The organism is Criibacterium bergeronii, from assembly GCF_001693775.2.
In the GTDB taxonomy this organism is placed as follows: Bacteria; Bacillota; Clostridia; order Peptostreptococcales; family Filifactoraceae; genus Peptoanaerobacter; species Peptoanaerobacter bergeronii.
Genome location: NZ_MBEW02000018.1, coordinates 25,627 through 41,728 on the forward strand (window position 1 = coordinate 25,627; position 16,102 = coordinate 41,728).

Annotated in this window: 15 protein-coding genes and 2 tRNA genes; 4 read left to right on the forward strand and 13 right to left on the reverse strand. The window is 35.0% G+C overall.

Annotated features, from left to right (window positions below; translation table 11 throughout):
- Positions 1–51: 51 nt before the first annotated feature.
- The 13 genes from BBG48_RS07825 to BBG48_RS07885 form a co-directional block, all read right to left on the reverse strand.
- Complete coding sequence (locus BBG48_RS07825; RefSeq protein WP_147292838.1) at positions 52–414, reverse strand: hypothetical protein; 363 nt, start codon at positions 412–414, stop codon at positions 52–54.
- 21 nt (positions 415–435) lie between these two features.
- On the reverse strand, positions 436–771 hold the full coding sequence (locus tag BBG48_RS07830) for a hypothetical protein (protein WP_068913846.1): 336 nt from the start codon (positions 769–771) through the stop codon (positions 436–438).
- Between the two features lie 230 nt (positions 772–1,001).
- A tRNA-Arg gene (locus BBG48_RS07835) sits at positions 1,002–1,078 on the reverse strand.
- A gap of 208 nt (positions 1,079–1,286) precedes the next feature.
- On the reverse strand, positions 1,287–2,357 hold the full coding sequence (locus BBG48_RS07840; protein WP_068913845.1) for a tetratricopeptide repeat-containing glycosyltransferase family 2 protein: 1,071 nt from the start codon (positions 2,355–2,357) through the stop codon (positions 1,287–1,289).
- A gap of 17 nt (positions 2,358–2,374) precedes the next feature.
- Entirely contained in the window at positions 2,375–3,436 is a 1,062-nt protein-coding gene (locus tag BBG48_RS07845; RefSeq protein WP_068913844.1) for a tetratricopeptide repeat-containing glycosyltransferase family 2 protein, read from the reverse strand.
- 44 nt (positions 3,437–3,480) lie between these two features.
- Positions 3,481–4,566 carry a tetratricopeptide repeat-containing glycosyltransferase family 2 protein gene (locus tag BBG48_RS07850; RefSeq protein ID WP_068913843.1) on the reverse strand — a complete coding sequence of 362 codons (1,086 nt, stop codon included), beginning with the start codon at positions 4,564–4,566 and terminating at the stop codon, positions 3,481–3,483.
- A gap of 45 nt (positions 4,567–4,611) precedes the next feature.
- On the reverse strand, positions 4,612–5,670 hold the full coding sequence (locus tag BBG48_RS07855; RefSeq protein WP_068913842.1) for a glycosyltransferase family 2 protein: 1,059 nt from the start codon (positions 5,668–5,670) through the stop codon (positions 4,612–4,614).
- 50 nt (positions 5,671–5,720) lie between these two features.
- Positions 5,721–6,803 (reverse strand): glycosyltransferase, encoded by a 1,083-nt coding sequence (locus tag BBG48_RS07860; protein ID WP_068913841.1) that lies wholly within the window; start codon positions 6,801–6,803, stop codon positions 5,721–5,723.
- Between the two features lie 169 nt (positions 6,804–6,972).
- Positions 6,973–7,821 (reverse strand): flagellin N-terminal helical domain-containing protein, encoded by an 849-nt coding sequence (locus tag BBG48_RS07865; RefSeq protein WP_068913840.1) that lies wholly within the window; start codon positions 7,819–7,821, stop codon positions 6,973–6,975.
- 427 nt (positions 7,822–8,248) lie between these two features.
- The gene (locus BBG48_RS07870; RefSeq protein ID WP_068913839.1) at positions 8,249–11,401 is read right to left on the reverse strand and encodes a stalk domain-containing protein; all 3,153 of its coding nucleotides are present in this window, start codon (positions 11,399–11,401) and stop codon (positions 8,249–8,251) included.
- A 709-nt stretch (positions 11,402–12,110) separates the two neighbouring features.
- Positions 12,111–12,187: transfer RNA gene (locus BBG48_RS07875), tRNA-Arg, on the reverse strand.
- 204 nt (positions 12,188–12,391) lie between these two features.
- Positions 12,392–12,946 (reverse strand): chromate transporter, encoded by a 555-nt coding sequence (locus BBG48_RS07880; protein ID WP_068913838.1) that lies wholly within the window; start codon positions 12,944–12,946, stop codon positions 12,392–12,394.
- Positions 12,943–13,509 (reverse strand): chromate transporter, encoded by a 567-nt coding sequence (locus BBG48_RS07885; RefSeq protein ID WP_068913837.1) that lies wholly within the window; start codon positions 13,507–13,509, stop codon positions 12,943–12,945. Before BBG48_RS07885 ends, BBG48_RS07880 begins: the two co-directional genes overlap by 4 nt.
- Before the next feature lie 272 nt (positions 13,510–13,781).
- Here BBG48_RS07885 and BBG48_RS11300 point away from each other — a divergent pair, with 272 nt between their 5' ends.
- From BBG48_RS11300 to BBG48_RS07905, 4 genes are all read left to right on the forward strand, one after another.
- Positions 13,782–15,404, forward strand: coding sequence for a class I SAM-dependent RNA methyltransferase (locus BBG48_RS11300; protein WP_068913836.1), 1,623 nt, complete (start codon positions 13,782–13,784; stop codon positions 15,402–15,404).
- Positions 15,401–15,562, forward strand: a complete 162-nt coding sequence (locus BBG48_RS07895) for a hypothetical protein (RefSeq protein ID WP_001843395.1) — start codon at positions 15,401–15,403, stop codon at positions 15,560–15,562. The genes BBG48_RS11300 and BBG48_RS07895 overlap by 4 nt, the downstream gene beginning before the upstream one ends.
- Before the next feature lie 3 nt (positions 15,563–15,565).
- A complete protein-coding gene (locus BBG48_RS07900; protein ID WP_026074037.1) occupies positions 15,566–15,847 on the forward strand; it encodes a CD1845 family protein in 282 nt (93 codons plus the stop codon).
- An 89-nt stretch (positions 15,848–15,936) separates the two neighbouring features.
- On the forward strand, positions 15,937–16,102 hold a 166-nt coding region (locus BBG48_RS07905), incomplete at its 3' end, for a replication initiator protein A (RefSeq protein ID WP_199560398.1).

A 16,102-nucleotide genomic window follows, 5' to 3' on the forward strand; every position in this document is an offset into this window, starting at 1 on the left:
CCATAAATATGGGACACATCGCCAGTACCTGTGTCCCTATAAATTTAATAGCTATTTTAAATTGTGGCTTTTAATAAATTCTTCTACGCTCTCTTCTGTTATATCTATATAGTCCTTCTTATTGTCATTGCGTACTAGTCTAATATACATAGGTCTTTCATCTTTTCCCGGACCTCCAATAAGTAGATAATATTCATCATCCACTTCATATTTTAGAATATATAATCCTGAACCAACCTCTTTACCTTCATACTTTTCAAAATCTCGCCATGATAACTCAGCTCCCTTTTGAGAAAGTTGGATAACCTTTTTTGTAGATAATTTATCCCAGTCTTTATTTTTAATAGAACACCCAACCATTAAGAAAAATGATGAAAATATCAATACCAAAGAAATTATTTTCTTCATAATCATACCTTCGCTCTTTTATACTCCTTAGTTATAATTATTAATTTTATTTTCATAAATACCATGTGAAGATACTGCATAACTCGATGCTGTAACATCGTTGGTCATTATATATAATCCATTTTCTTTAAGAAAATCCACTAAAATTCTATCCTGATTTTTTCTTTCTATGAGTAGCCTCTGCTGATATGTTTCCTGTTGGCTACGTTCTAATAAATTCTTGCGCTGTTTTGCCTCTTTTTCACGTTTAGCCTTATTAATTGCATTTGCTTGTGCAACCTTCTCATGGGTATCTCCACAACCCCCAATATATGTTACCGAGCCCTTATTTTTTAGTATATCATTTTTCACTTTATCTTTCAATTTGATTTTTCAAACCAAAAAATATCTGCTGAGAGTTACCAACCCTCAACAGATATCATATACACTTAAAACAAAAATTGTAAATAAAAAGCTCTTATCACATAAGAAAGGAGCTTTTCCAATTGTTGTGAAAATTGTTGCGTTTTATTCAAATATAATTAAATATAGTTTAATTTACTTTGTTGATATTTCAATAAAATCTAGTTTTACGAATTGCTTGTAAAACATATTGGTGCACCCGGGGGGACTTGAACCCCCGACACACAGTTTAGGAAACTGCTGCTCTATCCACCTGAGCTACGGATACTTTATATCTTGGCTTAATAATTATATATTAAAATAAACTTATAGTCAAGGATATTAACCTAATTTTGCAGATAACATATAGCTGTCAAAGCCATGATTTTTATACAAAAAATATGGTACAAGTCCACAATCCTTAGTTAGCTGAGTATTGTTAAACACTGTATAATAATGCACACACCGCTTTTCTATTTTATCACCTATATCACTTACTAGTTTTCCTGATTTTTTATAATCTCCAGACTATCCTTTGCCATTTCAAAAGGCAGAGCCTTTTTAAAGTATAGCTTAGCATTTTCCATATCGCCCTTTTCATAGTAAATCGCACCTATGCTGTAATATGACATATAAGAGTTCTTTCCATCTACTAAAGACGTCTTAATTTTTGTAGCCTTTTTATATTCCTCTATGGCTTGGTCAGGATTATTAGTAAGTCTATATATTTGCCCCATCTCATATAAAAAATCAGAAGAGTAGTCAAATGCGTCATAGACCCCGATTATTTGTAGAGCCTCATCATATAGCTTTAACTCTTGCAAGACTATCATATAAGTAATCATCAAGTCTAAAACCCAGTCTTTCTTAGGGTCTAAGTCAAAATCCAGCGTTGCCTTTAAATACGCATACCCACGGATGTAGTCCTTTTCGTAGACGTATGTATTGCCAATCTGATACATCGTGTATTCCTTGTCTTTGCCTGTCCTTAACTGTTTTTCAAGTAAAGCGATGTTTCTTTGAGCTTTAATCTTCTTTTGCTCTAAAGTTTGAATATATCCCACGTGCTCAACAGTCACCGGAAAAGCTTCTATAGGAAGTTTTTTAATGTTTGAAATACTTTCTATTTGCTCATGCACAATACCTTCAAAATGGTAAAGCTTTTTGTTATAAATTCTTGGTACATAGGAAGTATCCACATTTGTCAAAGCATTTACATCAGTAGTCCCTACCAAATTATTTATCTGTATTTCTCCAATATGATTAGGATATTTTTTTAAATTTGACTCTACCCATTTTTTGTTAAACTCGAAAAGATATTCGTCAGAGTCAAGCACAAAAATAAAATTGTTAAAAGCCTTTGATGCACAAAAATTACGAGCCGCTGAAAAATCATCCACCCATTCAAAATCATACACTTTATCAGTAAATTTTAACGCAATTTGCTTAGTGTCATCAGTAGAGCCTGTATCCGCAACCACGATTTCATACCCTAGAGGTACTAACCTTTCAAGACACTTGCCTATCCGTTCAGACTCATTTTTAGTTATAATACATATAGAAATCATACCAGTCTCCATAAAATTTATTTAAGCTTTTCCAGCTTTTCCCTTGCCGGCTGATATGGCAAGGCTTTTTTATAATATTTCTTAGCGTTTACCACATCACCGATTTTCACATATACATCACCCAAGCTGTCATAGGCATAAAAAGAATTTCTGCCTACTTCGTAAAAATCGGTTAAAGTCGTCGCCTTTTTATACTCCAGTATAGCAGGCTCAAGGTTTCCGGTGAGCTCATAAATCTTACCCATATAATATACAAAGTCCGCACAATAGTCAAATACGTCATAAACCCCTTGTAACTGCAAAGCCTCATCGTACTGCTTTAATTCTATCAGTATAATCATATATGTAATCATCATATCGATGACCCATTCTTTTTTTGGGTCAATGTCAAAGTCCATAGTTGCTTTCAAAAATCCATAAGCCTTGACCAATTCACCCGAATACGCATAAGCCTTGCCTATTTGATACATAGTATATTCCTTATCTTCACCGGTTTGTAGCTGCTTTTGTAGTAGATTTAGCTCCCTTTGGGATTTTGCCTTTTTTTGCTCTAGGCTCTGCATATATCCCACATGGTCAGCAGTGACAGGAAATTTTACATAGATTTCGTTTCCTTGCCCTGAAATATATCTAATCTGCTCATGCACAAACCCTACATAATGAAACAAATTTTTGTTATATATCCTTGTGGCGTAAGTTATCGCTGTTTGCCTTGACGACTCCTCCTCACCAATAGTCGCTGATATTTCATTTCTCTTGATTGCTCCAATATAGTCCGGATGCTTTTTTAGAGTAGTCTCTATAACATTTTTATCAAAATCAAGTACAAATTCATCCGCATCAAGAGCAAAAACAAAGTCATTTGACGCCTTAGATGCACAAAAATTTCTAGCAGCGGAAAAATCGTCTATCCACTTAAAATAATAGACATTCTTTGTAAATCTCTTTGCAATCTCTACAGTATTGTCAGTAGAACCTGTATCTGTGACTATTATCTCATACCCAAGATTTTTCACACATTCCAAGCATCTTTGCAATTTATCCTCTTCGTTTTTTGTAATTATACATATAGAAATCATAGATAAGCTCCTCAAAGGCGGTTGATATATAATCTCATTTTTAATTAATTTTTATCAAATTTATCCAATTTTGCCAGTTCTTCAAGATTTTTTCTAGCTGCTTCATACGGCAGAGCCTTTTTATAATATTTTTTAGCATTTTCAATATCACCCATCTGATAGTAGACACCGCCAAGCTGGAAATATGCTAAGTAAGAATTCCTGCCATCTACCCTACAACTGTCATAAGTCGTAGCCTTTTTATATTCTACAATTGCCTCATTAAAATGCTTGGTTTGCTCATAAATATTACCCATCAAGAAAACAAAATCAGCAGAATAAGAAAACGCATCATATACTCCTGCTATTTGCAACGCCTCATCATATTGATTAAGCTCCACCAAAGTTATCATATAAGTCAACATCAGCTCTAAGACCCATTCTTCTTTTGGGTCTAAATCGTAATCTAATGTCGCCTTTAAAAATCCATAAGCTCTAATAAAATCCTGTCCATAAGCATAAGTCTTACCTATTTGAAACATAGTATATTCTTTTTCAAATCCACTTACTAGCTGTTTTTCCAAAAGAGCAATATTTCTTTGCATCTTTTCTTTTTTTTGCTCTACAGTCTGTAAATATCCCACATGGTCTACTTCAATCGGAAAATCCTTTATAGGTGAGTCAAAGCTTGTAGCCACTCTAAACTTTATCTGCTCATGTGCATAGCCCTCAAAATGATGGATTTGCTTATTGTAAACCCTTGGTATATAAAGAGAATTAATCTCTATAGAGTCGTTTACATCAGTAGTCCCAACCTTATTATTTATCTTAATTTGACCTATATAATTCGGATGTTTTTTTAGAGTATCTTCCACCCATTTCTTGTCAAACCTTGTAAGATATTCGTCTGAGTCAAGTGCCATTATAAATTTATTTGATGCCTTAGACGCACAAAAATTCCTAGCCGCTGAAAAATCATTTATCCATTCAAAGTCAAATACCTTATACGTATACTTCATTGCAATATTTTTTGTATCATCAGTAGAGCCTGTGTCCGTCACTACTATCTCATAGCCTAGTGGCACCAATCTTTCTAAACAGTTTCCAATCCTGCCGGCTTCATTTTTTGTAATAATACAAATAGATATCATACAAATCCCCAATACCCCATAATTATTTTTACTAATAATTTATTATTAAGATACAATACCTAATTTTGAAAGAGCCTTTTTGGCAACACCAAGTGGCAAAGCATCTTTAAAATATTTTATAGCACCCTGTTTATCACCCTTAGCTAGATAAATATTACCCATATTGTAGCTTACATTCCTGATATTGTCATACATCATAGGAATGTCAGATTTCAAAACCGTATTATACAGCACCAATGCATCATCATATAATTTGCAGTTAAATAATATATTGCCCATAGTAGCCACATAATCAGGCGAATACGAAAATTCATCATAAATATTTAACATCTGCATCGCCTCATCATATTTACTCAGCTTCATCAGGACCTGAGCATACATCAGTACTAAAGTTAAAACCCAGTCTGTTTTTGGATTTAAATCGTAGTCCATAACCCCCTTAAAATAATCATATGCCTTAGCGTAGTCTTGTATATATACATAAGATTTTCCCATCTGATACAAAGTGTATGGGTTGTTTGGATTTTTTTTGTTCTCAATTTCCAAAAGCTTCAAATAAAAATTTGCCTTTTTCTTTTTTTGCTCTAAAGATTGGTCATATCCAAAATGCTCAAACTCTACAGGCAAATCATAATATAAAATCGGCTCATTGTCATGACATATCCTTGCAATCTGCTCATGCACAATACCAACATAATGATATAAATTTCTGTTATATACCCTTGCCAAACTAGATTTTGATATAGCTTTCTTACCATTGTAATTCATAACAATGTTGTTTGTTATCTTTCCTATATAATCGCTGTGAGCTTTTAATTCACTTTCAAATTGTTCTTTATCAAAATTTATCAAATATTCATCTGCATCTACAAACATTACCATGTCATTAGTTGCCTTATACGCACAAAAGTTGCGAGCAAGAGCAAAGTCATCCACCCATTCAAACTCATACACACAGTCAGTATACATCTTCGCTATTTTCTTTGTATCATCAGTAGAGCCTGTATCCGTCACCACAATCTCATATCCCAAATGAGATAACCTTTCTAGACAATGCTCTATCCTACCTGCCTCATTTTTAGCTAGGATACATATCGAAATCATAGATTCTCTCCATAATATTAGTCAATTGTAGTTGTATTAAAAAACCATACTTACTTAATCTGCTCTAAAGATTCTTTGGCCATGGTGTATGGCAGAGCTTTTTTGTAATAAGCCTTTGCATTTTCCATATCTCCAAGCCCTTCATATATTACCCCGATGTTATATAACGCTAAATACGAGTTACGCCCTTTAACGATGCTATTTTCAAATTTAGTAGCTTTTTTATACTCGCTGATTGCATTTTCATAATCTCCTATAAGATAATGAATATATCCCATATAAAAAACAAAGTCGGCAGAATAATCAAATGCATCATATACTCCATACAATTGCAACGCTTCATCGTATTGTCTTAACTCTACCAGCACCTGCATATAAGTAATTATTAAATCCAACACCCACGGAGTCCTAGGCTCTAAGTCATAATCAAGTGTAGCCTTTAAATATGCATATCCCCTGACAAAATCTCCACCATATACATAGGATTTACCTATCTGATACATCGTGTATTCTTTTTGAATATACTTATTAATGTTCTCATCTCTAAGCTGTTTTTCCAGCAAGTCTACATATCTTTTCGCCTTGTGTTTTTTTTGCTCCGGAGTCTGCATATATCCATCATGCTCAACCGTCACCGGTAAGTCAACACAATCACTAGCCTCTACATTTTTAAGCAAAGGATTTATCGGCTTTATTTGCTCATGCACATATCCCACATAATGGTATTTATTCTTGTTATAAATCCTATCTGCATAAGAAATCTGCAGCTCTGCTATATTTTCTCCATAAAAAGGAGCTTTTTCATTCCTCTTGATACTACCTAAACATTGTGGATTTTTAAGCAATTTGTTCTGTATATATTTTTTGTCAAATTCAATCAAATATTCATCAGAATCAATAACGAAAATAAAATCATTACTAGCCTTGGATGCACAAAAATTACGAGCTGCCGAAAAATCATCAACCCATTCAAAATCATACACCTTATCAGTATATTGCAACGCTATATTCCTTGTATCGTCAGTAGAGCCGGTATCTACTACCACTATCTCATATCCCAGCTTAGATACATTTTCAAGACACTTTTTAATTTTATTTGACTCGTTTTTTGTAATAATACATATAGATATCATCATAGCTCCATCAACTAATTTATTATAATTGTTATAAAACAATATCAAGTTAAAATTAATAAATGCAATTTATTTAATTATACATCATACCTGCAATTTTAACAACAAAAAAACAGAGACCTTACGGTCTCTGTTTCATGATAATATAGCTCGAAACTAATCTTCAAAACTATCTTAGTAATTGAAGAACTTGTTGTGGTAGCTGATTTGCTTGAGCAAGCATAGCCTGAGATGCCTGAGTAAGGATGTTATCCTTAGTGAACTTAGACATTGTCTTAGCCATATCAGTATCTCTGATTCTGCTTTCAGCAGTCTGAGTATTTTCAGCAGCGTTATCTAAGTTTCTGATCTTGTGTTCAAGTCTGTTTTGGATAGCACCAAGGCTAGAACGTTGTTTAGATACAGATGCGATAGCTTTGTCTACTGCTTTAAGAACTGTAGTAGCAGCTTTGTTGCTTGCAGCAGTTATCTTTTTAGCTTCACCGGCTCCAACTTTTATAGAAGTTCCTGATAATCCAAGACCTTTAGCAGTCATAGCAGATATAGAAAGAGCAAGAGTCTGTCCTGCATTTGCACCTACTTGAAGCATCTTATTTTTGAAGTCTCCGTTTAATAAAGTTGTTTTATTGAACTGAGTAGTTTTAGCAACTTGGTCTATTTCTGAAGTTAACTGAGAAATTTCATCTTGGATAGCTTGTACGTCAGAGCTTTGTAAAGTAGTGTTACCGGCTTTAACAGCTAGTTCTCTCATTCTTTGTAGCATAGCGTGTACTTCATCTAGTGCACCTTCAGCAGTCTGTACTGCAGAAATACCATCTAAAGAGTTTTGAGAAGCTTGGTTAAGACCTCTAACCTGAGATCTCATTTTTTCAGATATAAATAGACCGGCAGCATCATCAGCAGCTCTGTTTATTTTCATACCTGAAGAAAGCTTTTCTACGTTCTTGCCCATTCCGCTTGAGTTAACACCCATAAATCTGTGTGCATTGTCAGCCATCATATTGTGGTTAATTATCATTTTATTTCCTCCTGAAATTTGTAATTGGGCTTCTTGCCCTAATATTTTAAATTATAATTTAAAATATACTGTAAGTAACATAAATATAATACCAATTTTCACATAGCCATGCGCGCCGTGACTGCATAATCGTCAGTAATTATATATTTAGTTTTCATTCAGTATATCTGCCTTACACTCAATATATCGGACATAGTTTTTTTTACTTTAGCTTTTTTATAAATTATTTTTATTTTTATAATAATATTCAACATCATACTCACCGCCACACTCAAAAAAGTACAACAAAAAACCCTCCAAGATAATGGAGGGTTTTTTAGGACTTATATCTGAATATTGTAATTACTTATATAATCTATATTCGAATTGAATTTTAAATTATACGAATTTATCCCAGTACTTGTCCGTTATAACTATTTAGTCAAAACTATTTTGCTGGAGTTTCAGTTTTAGTGTCAGCTGGAGCTTCAGTTTTAGTTTCTTCTTTAGTTACAGCATTTTCAAGAGTTTTTCCTTCTTTAGCTTCTTTGATTTCAGCTTCTGTAGCGTTTTGAGGAAGGATTGTAACTGTCTTAGCTTCTGCGTTCCAGATTATAGTCTTTCCATGTTCAAGACCAAATGCTTGAGCTATGTTAGCTACTGGTAAGAAGATTCTGCCTTCTACGTTAGCTGGTTTGCCATCAAGTTGTACTGGAGAACCATTTACATACATGATGTCTTTGTCTATGTTGATAGTTGCAACGATTTGGTTCTTAGTGAATGTTGCTACTCTAGTGTTAGGGTCATAAGATACTGCTGCATCAAGAGCATTGGCAACGTATCTAACTGGTAACATAGTTCTATCATTTTGAATGAATGGAGCTACTTCAGCAGTCTTTTCTTCTTTGATTTTTCCGTTTACTTCAGTGTAGTTCTTTTCACCGATAGTAAATACTGTAGTTATTCTCTTAGTTTCATCAACTGGAGTTACAGTTGTGAAGTAATCAAATTTAACAGTTTTGTTTGTTTCAATATCTTTTTTACTTGAATGTCTAGCAGCTACAACACCAAATTTTCCCTTCATTTGAAGTTTACCGTAAGGTACTGTTCTGTCTAGAGTTGCTTTAATATCAGATACTTTAATAGTAGATGGTTTTGTAGATACTCTGTCAACAACTATCTTGATTCGACCATCTTTATAAACATTGTTGTGTTCTTTAACATCATCTACATCAGATGCATCTTTATCTATAGAAAGGTTACCATCTGTAACTTCTACTTTGGCGTTATCAAATGTTGCATAACCAAGCTTTTCTGGAACCAATTCGTATGTTGCATCATCTTTAGAAACATTTGGAACGTAATCTTGTAATGCACCAGCTTCAGTTTCTTTGATAGTGATATCAGAACCTACTTGGTTTTGAAGCCCTATCTTAACTTGTGGAAGTGGTTTAGCAGCTTCGATAGTAACTGGAGCTTTAACGTTAGCTACTTTTACATCTACACCACCATTTTTAGCGTCGCCTGTAACACCAGCGCCCTTAACGTTTAACATAAGGTCACCGGTAAAGTCAGAGTTTACTACGAATGGTACTGTGATTTCGTATTTAGCTTTCTTAGTCTTATCAGCATCTTGAACTACTTTCATATCCCAGAAAGAGCCAACATCTGTACCTGCACCATCAATTGTTGCTGCGTCAGCTTTGCCGGACAAATCGTTGTTTGAATTAATATCTATATTTAAAGCATCTCCTGCAGAGCCATCTAAAGATTTAACTTTTAATACTTCACCATCTTGTAAGAATGCAGCATCATCTACAAATGAGAATTCAACATATCTTCCATCAAGAAGAGCATTTGCTACGTTTTCGTCAACGATTACTTTAGCTTCGTATTTCTTTTCTACGTCTTTACCGGCTATAACGTCAAGAACTTTGTCAACTTTAACTGAAACACCATCTATAACGTATTCAGCTATTACTAGAGAAGATGGAGCTATGTCACCTTGTAATACAGTGATATCTACATCACCAAGTCTAGCATCTCTGTCAGGTATAATATTAGCGTTGATGTATGCTACATCAAGGTTTGTATCGCTACCTTTCTTAAGTGTAACGCTCAATATTCTGTTGTAAGTTTTTGTCTTTCCATCAACAACTTCATCATATATTTTTACATCTGTAGCATCAGGATTTTTAACATTTGATAAATCCCAAGCAAAGCCTGTAGGCAACTTAAATTGTACTGTTTGTCCATCCATTGCTTTGTTGTTTACTTCTGAGATAGCAAACTTAACTTCGTTAGAGCTTCCTGAACGAGAGATTTTGTATTTCTTGTCTGTAGATATCTTTAATTCATCAGCATTTACTGTAGAAAGTGTGTATGTTCCTTCAGTCATTGTAGTATCTCTAGGAACTATAGTTACTTTCATAGGTTCTTCTTTAAGTTCAGACGCTTTGTAAAGCATTGGTATTCTTAGTTCATCTGCTTGGGCATTAGCAACTGCATCGGCAGCACCGAAAGCACCTTTTATAAGGTAATCTTCTGGTTTTGTTTCTGTTTTAACAGCACCACCGTATGAGAATTTTATATTATCTCCACTTGGAGCTGCAGTCCAGCTAGTTTGCAAACCTACAAGTGCATTAGCAAACTCAGTAGCACTTATTTTTTTATCGTTATCAGTATCAGCATCAGCTTTTACAGTAAAAGTTTTTTCTGTTCCTTCCAATTTTACTGTTAAAGTATATCCTGCTGTTGGAAGAGTAGCTGTAGAAATTTCAGCATAAGGAACTAATATTTCTGGTCTTTCATATTCTGCTGGTCTTTTTGCTGCAGCACTAACTCCCATCCCTACTGGAGCTGTTGGATTTGCTAAATCGTATGTTTGTTCTACTGTGAATGAATTAACAGCAGTGTTGTCTTTACTTGTTAAAACAACTTGGTCAGGTGTGCCAGTCACTACAGTTGTATAGAACATTTTTCTAAAGTTTTCATTACTATTTATAGCATCAACAACTGCATCACTCTTGATTTCTTTAGCAGCATCTGCCTTTACGTTTATTGTTGTTTCAGTTCCGTTAACAGTTATTTTTAAGTTAACGCTATCACCTGCAGATAGGCCAGTAACCTTGGTCCATTTAAATTCTGCTCCAGAAGATACTTTTATTTTATCTACTTTTGTTTCAGTAACTCCGCCTGTAGCTGCTGCTTTAGCGGTAGAACCTAATCCCTCACCTATAGTAACGCCATCAGCTATTTTTACTTCTGCTATTGTGTCAGTCTTTTTAGTCATAGTAGCTAAAGTTGTAGCGCCACCGTTGTTTATTGCTACTGGTAGTGAATTTCCTTTAGAGTCAACTCCGAAATCCCATTCACCATAGTTTAGGTGTAACTCAAAAATTTGACCTGCTGTCAAATTATCAACAACTGAGTTTTTAGGTTCTATTCTTAGATACTGACCATTACTCGTAGTTACGTTAGCGTTTCTTTCTAGTGTTAACTGTTTGTTAACAGAGTTTTCTGTTGCAGCGTCTGCCGGTACTGCCGGTACTAATGTAGCAGCCATCATGAACGCCATTACAAGAGCTAATTTTCTCTTCATGTTTATAAGTCCTCCTTAAAATTTTGAGCGGTATGCCCATTTACTTGTCTTAAAGTAATTTACCATGGAATTATATCACCGGCATTTTTTTAAGTCAAGTGATTAAATATATTGTAATGCAGTTGTAAAATAACCTTATTGCCTGCATCGGCTGATATGCCACTTAGGATATGTCCTAAGGCAATGTGATGTAAATATCGTCATGTCGGGTAGCTGGTGATGGTATTGTAATGTCACTATCTATACAGCCTCTATTAATGTTAACGGACAAATATACGGCTACATACGGCTATGGTTATAGCCATATATTTGTCCGCATACTGATATGCATCTGTCCTTTATAATATGGGTTAGGTTTATGAGTGGCTGCACATATATTTTCCTTTGCTTATTTTGATTATAATCTAAAATGCAGGTTTGTAAACTTACAAATGTGTTACAAATTATACGTCTTATTTCCCGCCCATTTTTTAAAAACAGACTCAAAAGCTCTTTGTCTTTCATTCTTAACAAAAAATCAAAAACAAGCTACAATTGATAATTTTATAGACTTCATAAACAAATTAAAAAGCTCATACCTAGCGGATTAAATTCCGATAGATATGAGATTTAAATTGTTACGTTTTATTCAAATATAGTTAAATATAGTTGAATTTAATTTATTGATATTTCAATAAAAATCTATTTTACCAAACTTTGTAAAACATATTGGTGCACCCAGAGGGATTCGAACCCCCGATCTTATGGTCCGTAGCCATACGCTCTATCCAGCTGAGCCATGGGTGCATATTTATCCGGTTTTTTGGCTTTATTATTATCTCACAATTGGGCAGAAAATGCAAGGTGTTTTTATTTTTTTGCATTCTTTTTATCAATTGAGCCTATCACAAATAATATTATGTATAAAATCTTCAATATTTACTATCAAAATGGGAAACGGGGTAGGTATCCTATAAAATGCGATACCAACTCCGTCCCTATGTCCCATTTTTATATCATTAGTGTAAATAGTCTAGCCAGTCCGCAGGCTAGCATTACTAATATTGGGCTTAGTTTGAATTTTCTAAGGGCGATGAGTGCCAATATAAATGTAGTTAACGAAAATTTATCTATACTGCTGATATCAGCAAATCTACCTTCAAATGCCATGAGGTTAAAAAAGCTAAATGCTGCGTCTGCAATCAGCACTACTACTACGGCTCTCATGCAGCCTAGTACGCCGCTCATCATTGAGATGTCTTTATATTTGTTGTAGATTAAAAATAATATTGAGACTATAAATAGTGATGGGAAGATTACGCCTATACTGGCTAGGACTGCTCCGAGATACCCCCCTACTTTATAGCCTACGAAGGTAGCACTGTTTATGGCTATTGGTCCGGGTGTCATTTCGGCTATGGTGATGAGGTCGGAGAATTCTTTCATGGTTATCCATTGGTTAGTATTGACGATTTGATTTTGTATCAGTGGGATTGCTACATAGCCTCCGCCAAAGCTCATTACTCCGATTTTCATAAACTGTATAAATAGTTGTAGGTATATCATTGTTTGCCTGCTTTCAGTTTGATGTATTCGCTTATTATGCCCACTAGTATGCCAAATGAGATAAGGTATACTAGGTTGACGTTGTAAAGGAAATTTGCTATAAAGCATACTGCCATTATAAATAGGTGTAGTGGATTTTTTTGCTTGTAGACGTTTGACAGCAGGCTGATTGTCACGTCCATGAGGACGGCTGTGACACCTGCTTGCATACCTTTTAGCATGGTGGAGATATATATGTTATTTATAAAGGCTTCGTAAAATTTGCTGATGATCAGGATTATGGTCATTGGTGGCAATATCGTGGCAAATACTGACACTAGCATACCTACAAAGCCGGCTATCCTCCATCCGAGTAATATGGATGCGTTTACTGCTATTACGCCCGGGCTTGTCTGTGATATGGCTATGATGTCGAGCATTTCTTCTTGGTCTATGAGGTGGAGCTGGTCGACCATCTTTTTTTTCATAAAGGTTACTATGACCATGCCGCCGCCAAAGGTGAAGGCACTGACGTAGAGGTTGCTTAGAAATAGGGTTTTTAGTTTTGTTAATTTGTTTTCCATTATGTTTTCCTGTTTGTTTTGATTTTCTTATATTATTAATAAGTATAATTATTTTTTGGAAATTTTTCAAAGTTTTTTTATATCTAATAAAAAAATGTGTTGGTTTAATGATAATTATTTATAAAAGCTTACGCTTATAGGCGGACTAAGTCCACCTATTATCATTGGTTTTTGATGTGTTGTACTTTTAAATATTTAAATCAAAATTGACTTTCATATTTGCAAATGAGATAATTAGTAATATAACATTTAAGCTTATGGAAGATATTATAATGAAGAAAAAAGATATAATCAATGTGAAGATAAATAAAATGCACTTTGGCGGTAAGACTGAGGGCGAGGTCGAGGGTAAAAGGGTAGTATTGTCCGGAGGGATACGTGGGCAGATTGTCAAAGCTTATGTTAAAAAGATTAGGAAGGACAAGGTCGAGGCGAATATAATCGAGGTGGTGGAAAAATCCACTGATGAAACTCTAAGCGTGTGCAAAAGCTTTGGCAAGTGTGGCGGGTGTGCTTATCTTAGCGTACCTTATGAAAAACAGCTGATATATAAAAAGCAGATGCTACAGGAGTTATTTGCTAAGGGCGGTCACAAGGATATATCAGATTTTGAGATAATCGGCAGTCCCATTGACAGAGAGTATAAAAATAAGATGGAGTTTACTTTTGGAAACGAGATAAAGGGCGGCGAGCTGAATATCGGTCTGCATAGGAAGGCTTCGTCAATGAGTATACTGGATGCGAGTGATTGTATGCTGGTGAGTGAGGACTACAGGAGGATTTTAAAATTTACCTGTGAGTTTTTTAGGGCAAAAAATATTCCTCATTATCATATCATGAGCCATAGTGGTGTGCTACGCCACTTGGTGCTAAGGCGTGGTATAAATACCGGTCAGATTTTGGTAAATTTGGTGACTACTTCGCAGATGGAGCTGGATTTATCAGAATATGTAAGAGGTTTGCTTTCGCTTGATGGGGCTTTTGACAAGAATGACTGTGAAAGCTTTGCCTGTGATGGTGACTTTGGCGAGGCTAAGTCTTTAAGTGATGCTATGAACGTGAACGGCTCTACTTCTTTCTCATTTACAGGTGGTTTTAGGGATAAAATTATCGGGATTTTGCACACTGTAAATGACAGTCTTGCAGATACTGTGCAGGCGGATAAGTTAGAGGTTTTGTACGGCGAAGAAATTTTAAAAGAAGTCGTCCTAGGTAAACAATACCTTATATCGCCGTTTTCATTTTTTCAAACTAATACAAAGGGTGCGCAGACTTTATACAGTGTAGCAATCGATATGGTGAAATCGATTATAGGTACTGGTAATGTGAGCACAAAAGGTAGTAATTGTAATGGTGTGTCGCCTATGTATGTGGAAGCTTTGGGCGAAAATGATGTAGCTTGCTTTGGAAAAGCGATTATGAAAACCGCCGATATGAACAGCGATAAAATAGTGCTGTTTGACCTTTATAGTGGTACGGGTACAATCGGGATTGCTCTGTCAGATGTGGCTGATGAGGTATACTCTATAGAGATAGTCAAAGAAGCCGTAGAAATGGCAAAAATAAACGCTGAAAGAAATGATATCGAAAATATAGAATTTATCTGCGGTGACGTAGGTGAAAAAGTGGGCGACTTGGCACAAAGAGGGATACACCCGGACGTAATAGTCCTAGACCCGCCAAGAGGCGGTATAATGCCAAAGGCTCTCCCGCAAATAATAGACTTTGGAGCAAAAAATCTAGTATATATTTCATGTAATCCAAAGTCGTTTGTAAATGACCTAAATCAACTAAAAGACGCAGGGTATGAGGTAAAGGATATAAAGGCAGTCGATATGTTCCCGAATACTTGGCATGTAGAGTGCATAGCGTTGATACAAAGAGTGAAATCGTGAAAATACTGCATTTTAAGCAGTTTTACAAGCATTATGTATTTGTAGAAGACGGAGAGGGAGGACGAAAAAAAGTCTTAAAAAATTATATTGATGTGAATGTTTGCATTGATATGGTGTGTGGAGATACAAAGAATGCTTTAGAAAGTGAGGACTACTAAATGATGAGATGGATAATAAAAATAATCTTGTTTCCAATTAGCTTGGTGTTAAGTATCCTCACAGCATTTCTGACATTTCTACTTGGTATTGGAACAGCCCTACTATATTTGCTGATGATGTTTTGCATATTTGGAGCAATTGCCTCTTTTCTGCAAAAAGAAGTTACCATCGGAATAGAAGCATTGATATTAGGATTCCTGTTAAGTCCATACGGAATACCGATGGTTGGAGCAGCAGTTATAGCTTTTTTACAAGGTATCAATGAAGCAATAAAATCAATCTAAAAAATTTCATAAAAATGGTTACCAAAGGCGATAGAGAAAAAACTATCGTCTTTTTCTTTGCAAATTTTTAAGGAGGGAGGTGATCCTGCATGGACTTTGACTATTTCTATAACAGAGAAGCGGAAAGATTTAACTTTCTAAAAGTGCCTGAAATATTGGTAGACGGAGAAGAATTTAAGGGACTGTCTGCTGAAGCCGTTATCCTATACTCCATGCTTTTGAAACGCACAGGAATGTCCTTTAAGAATAACTGGG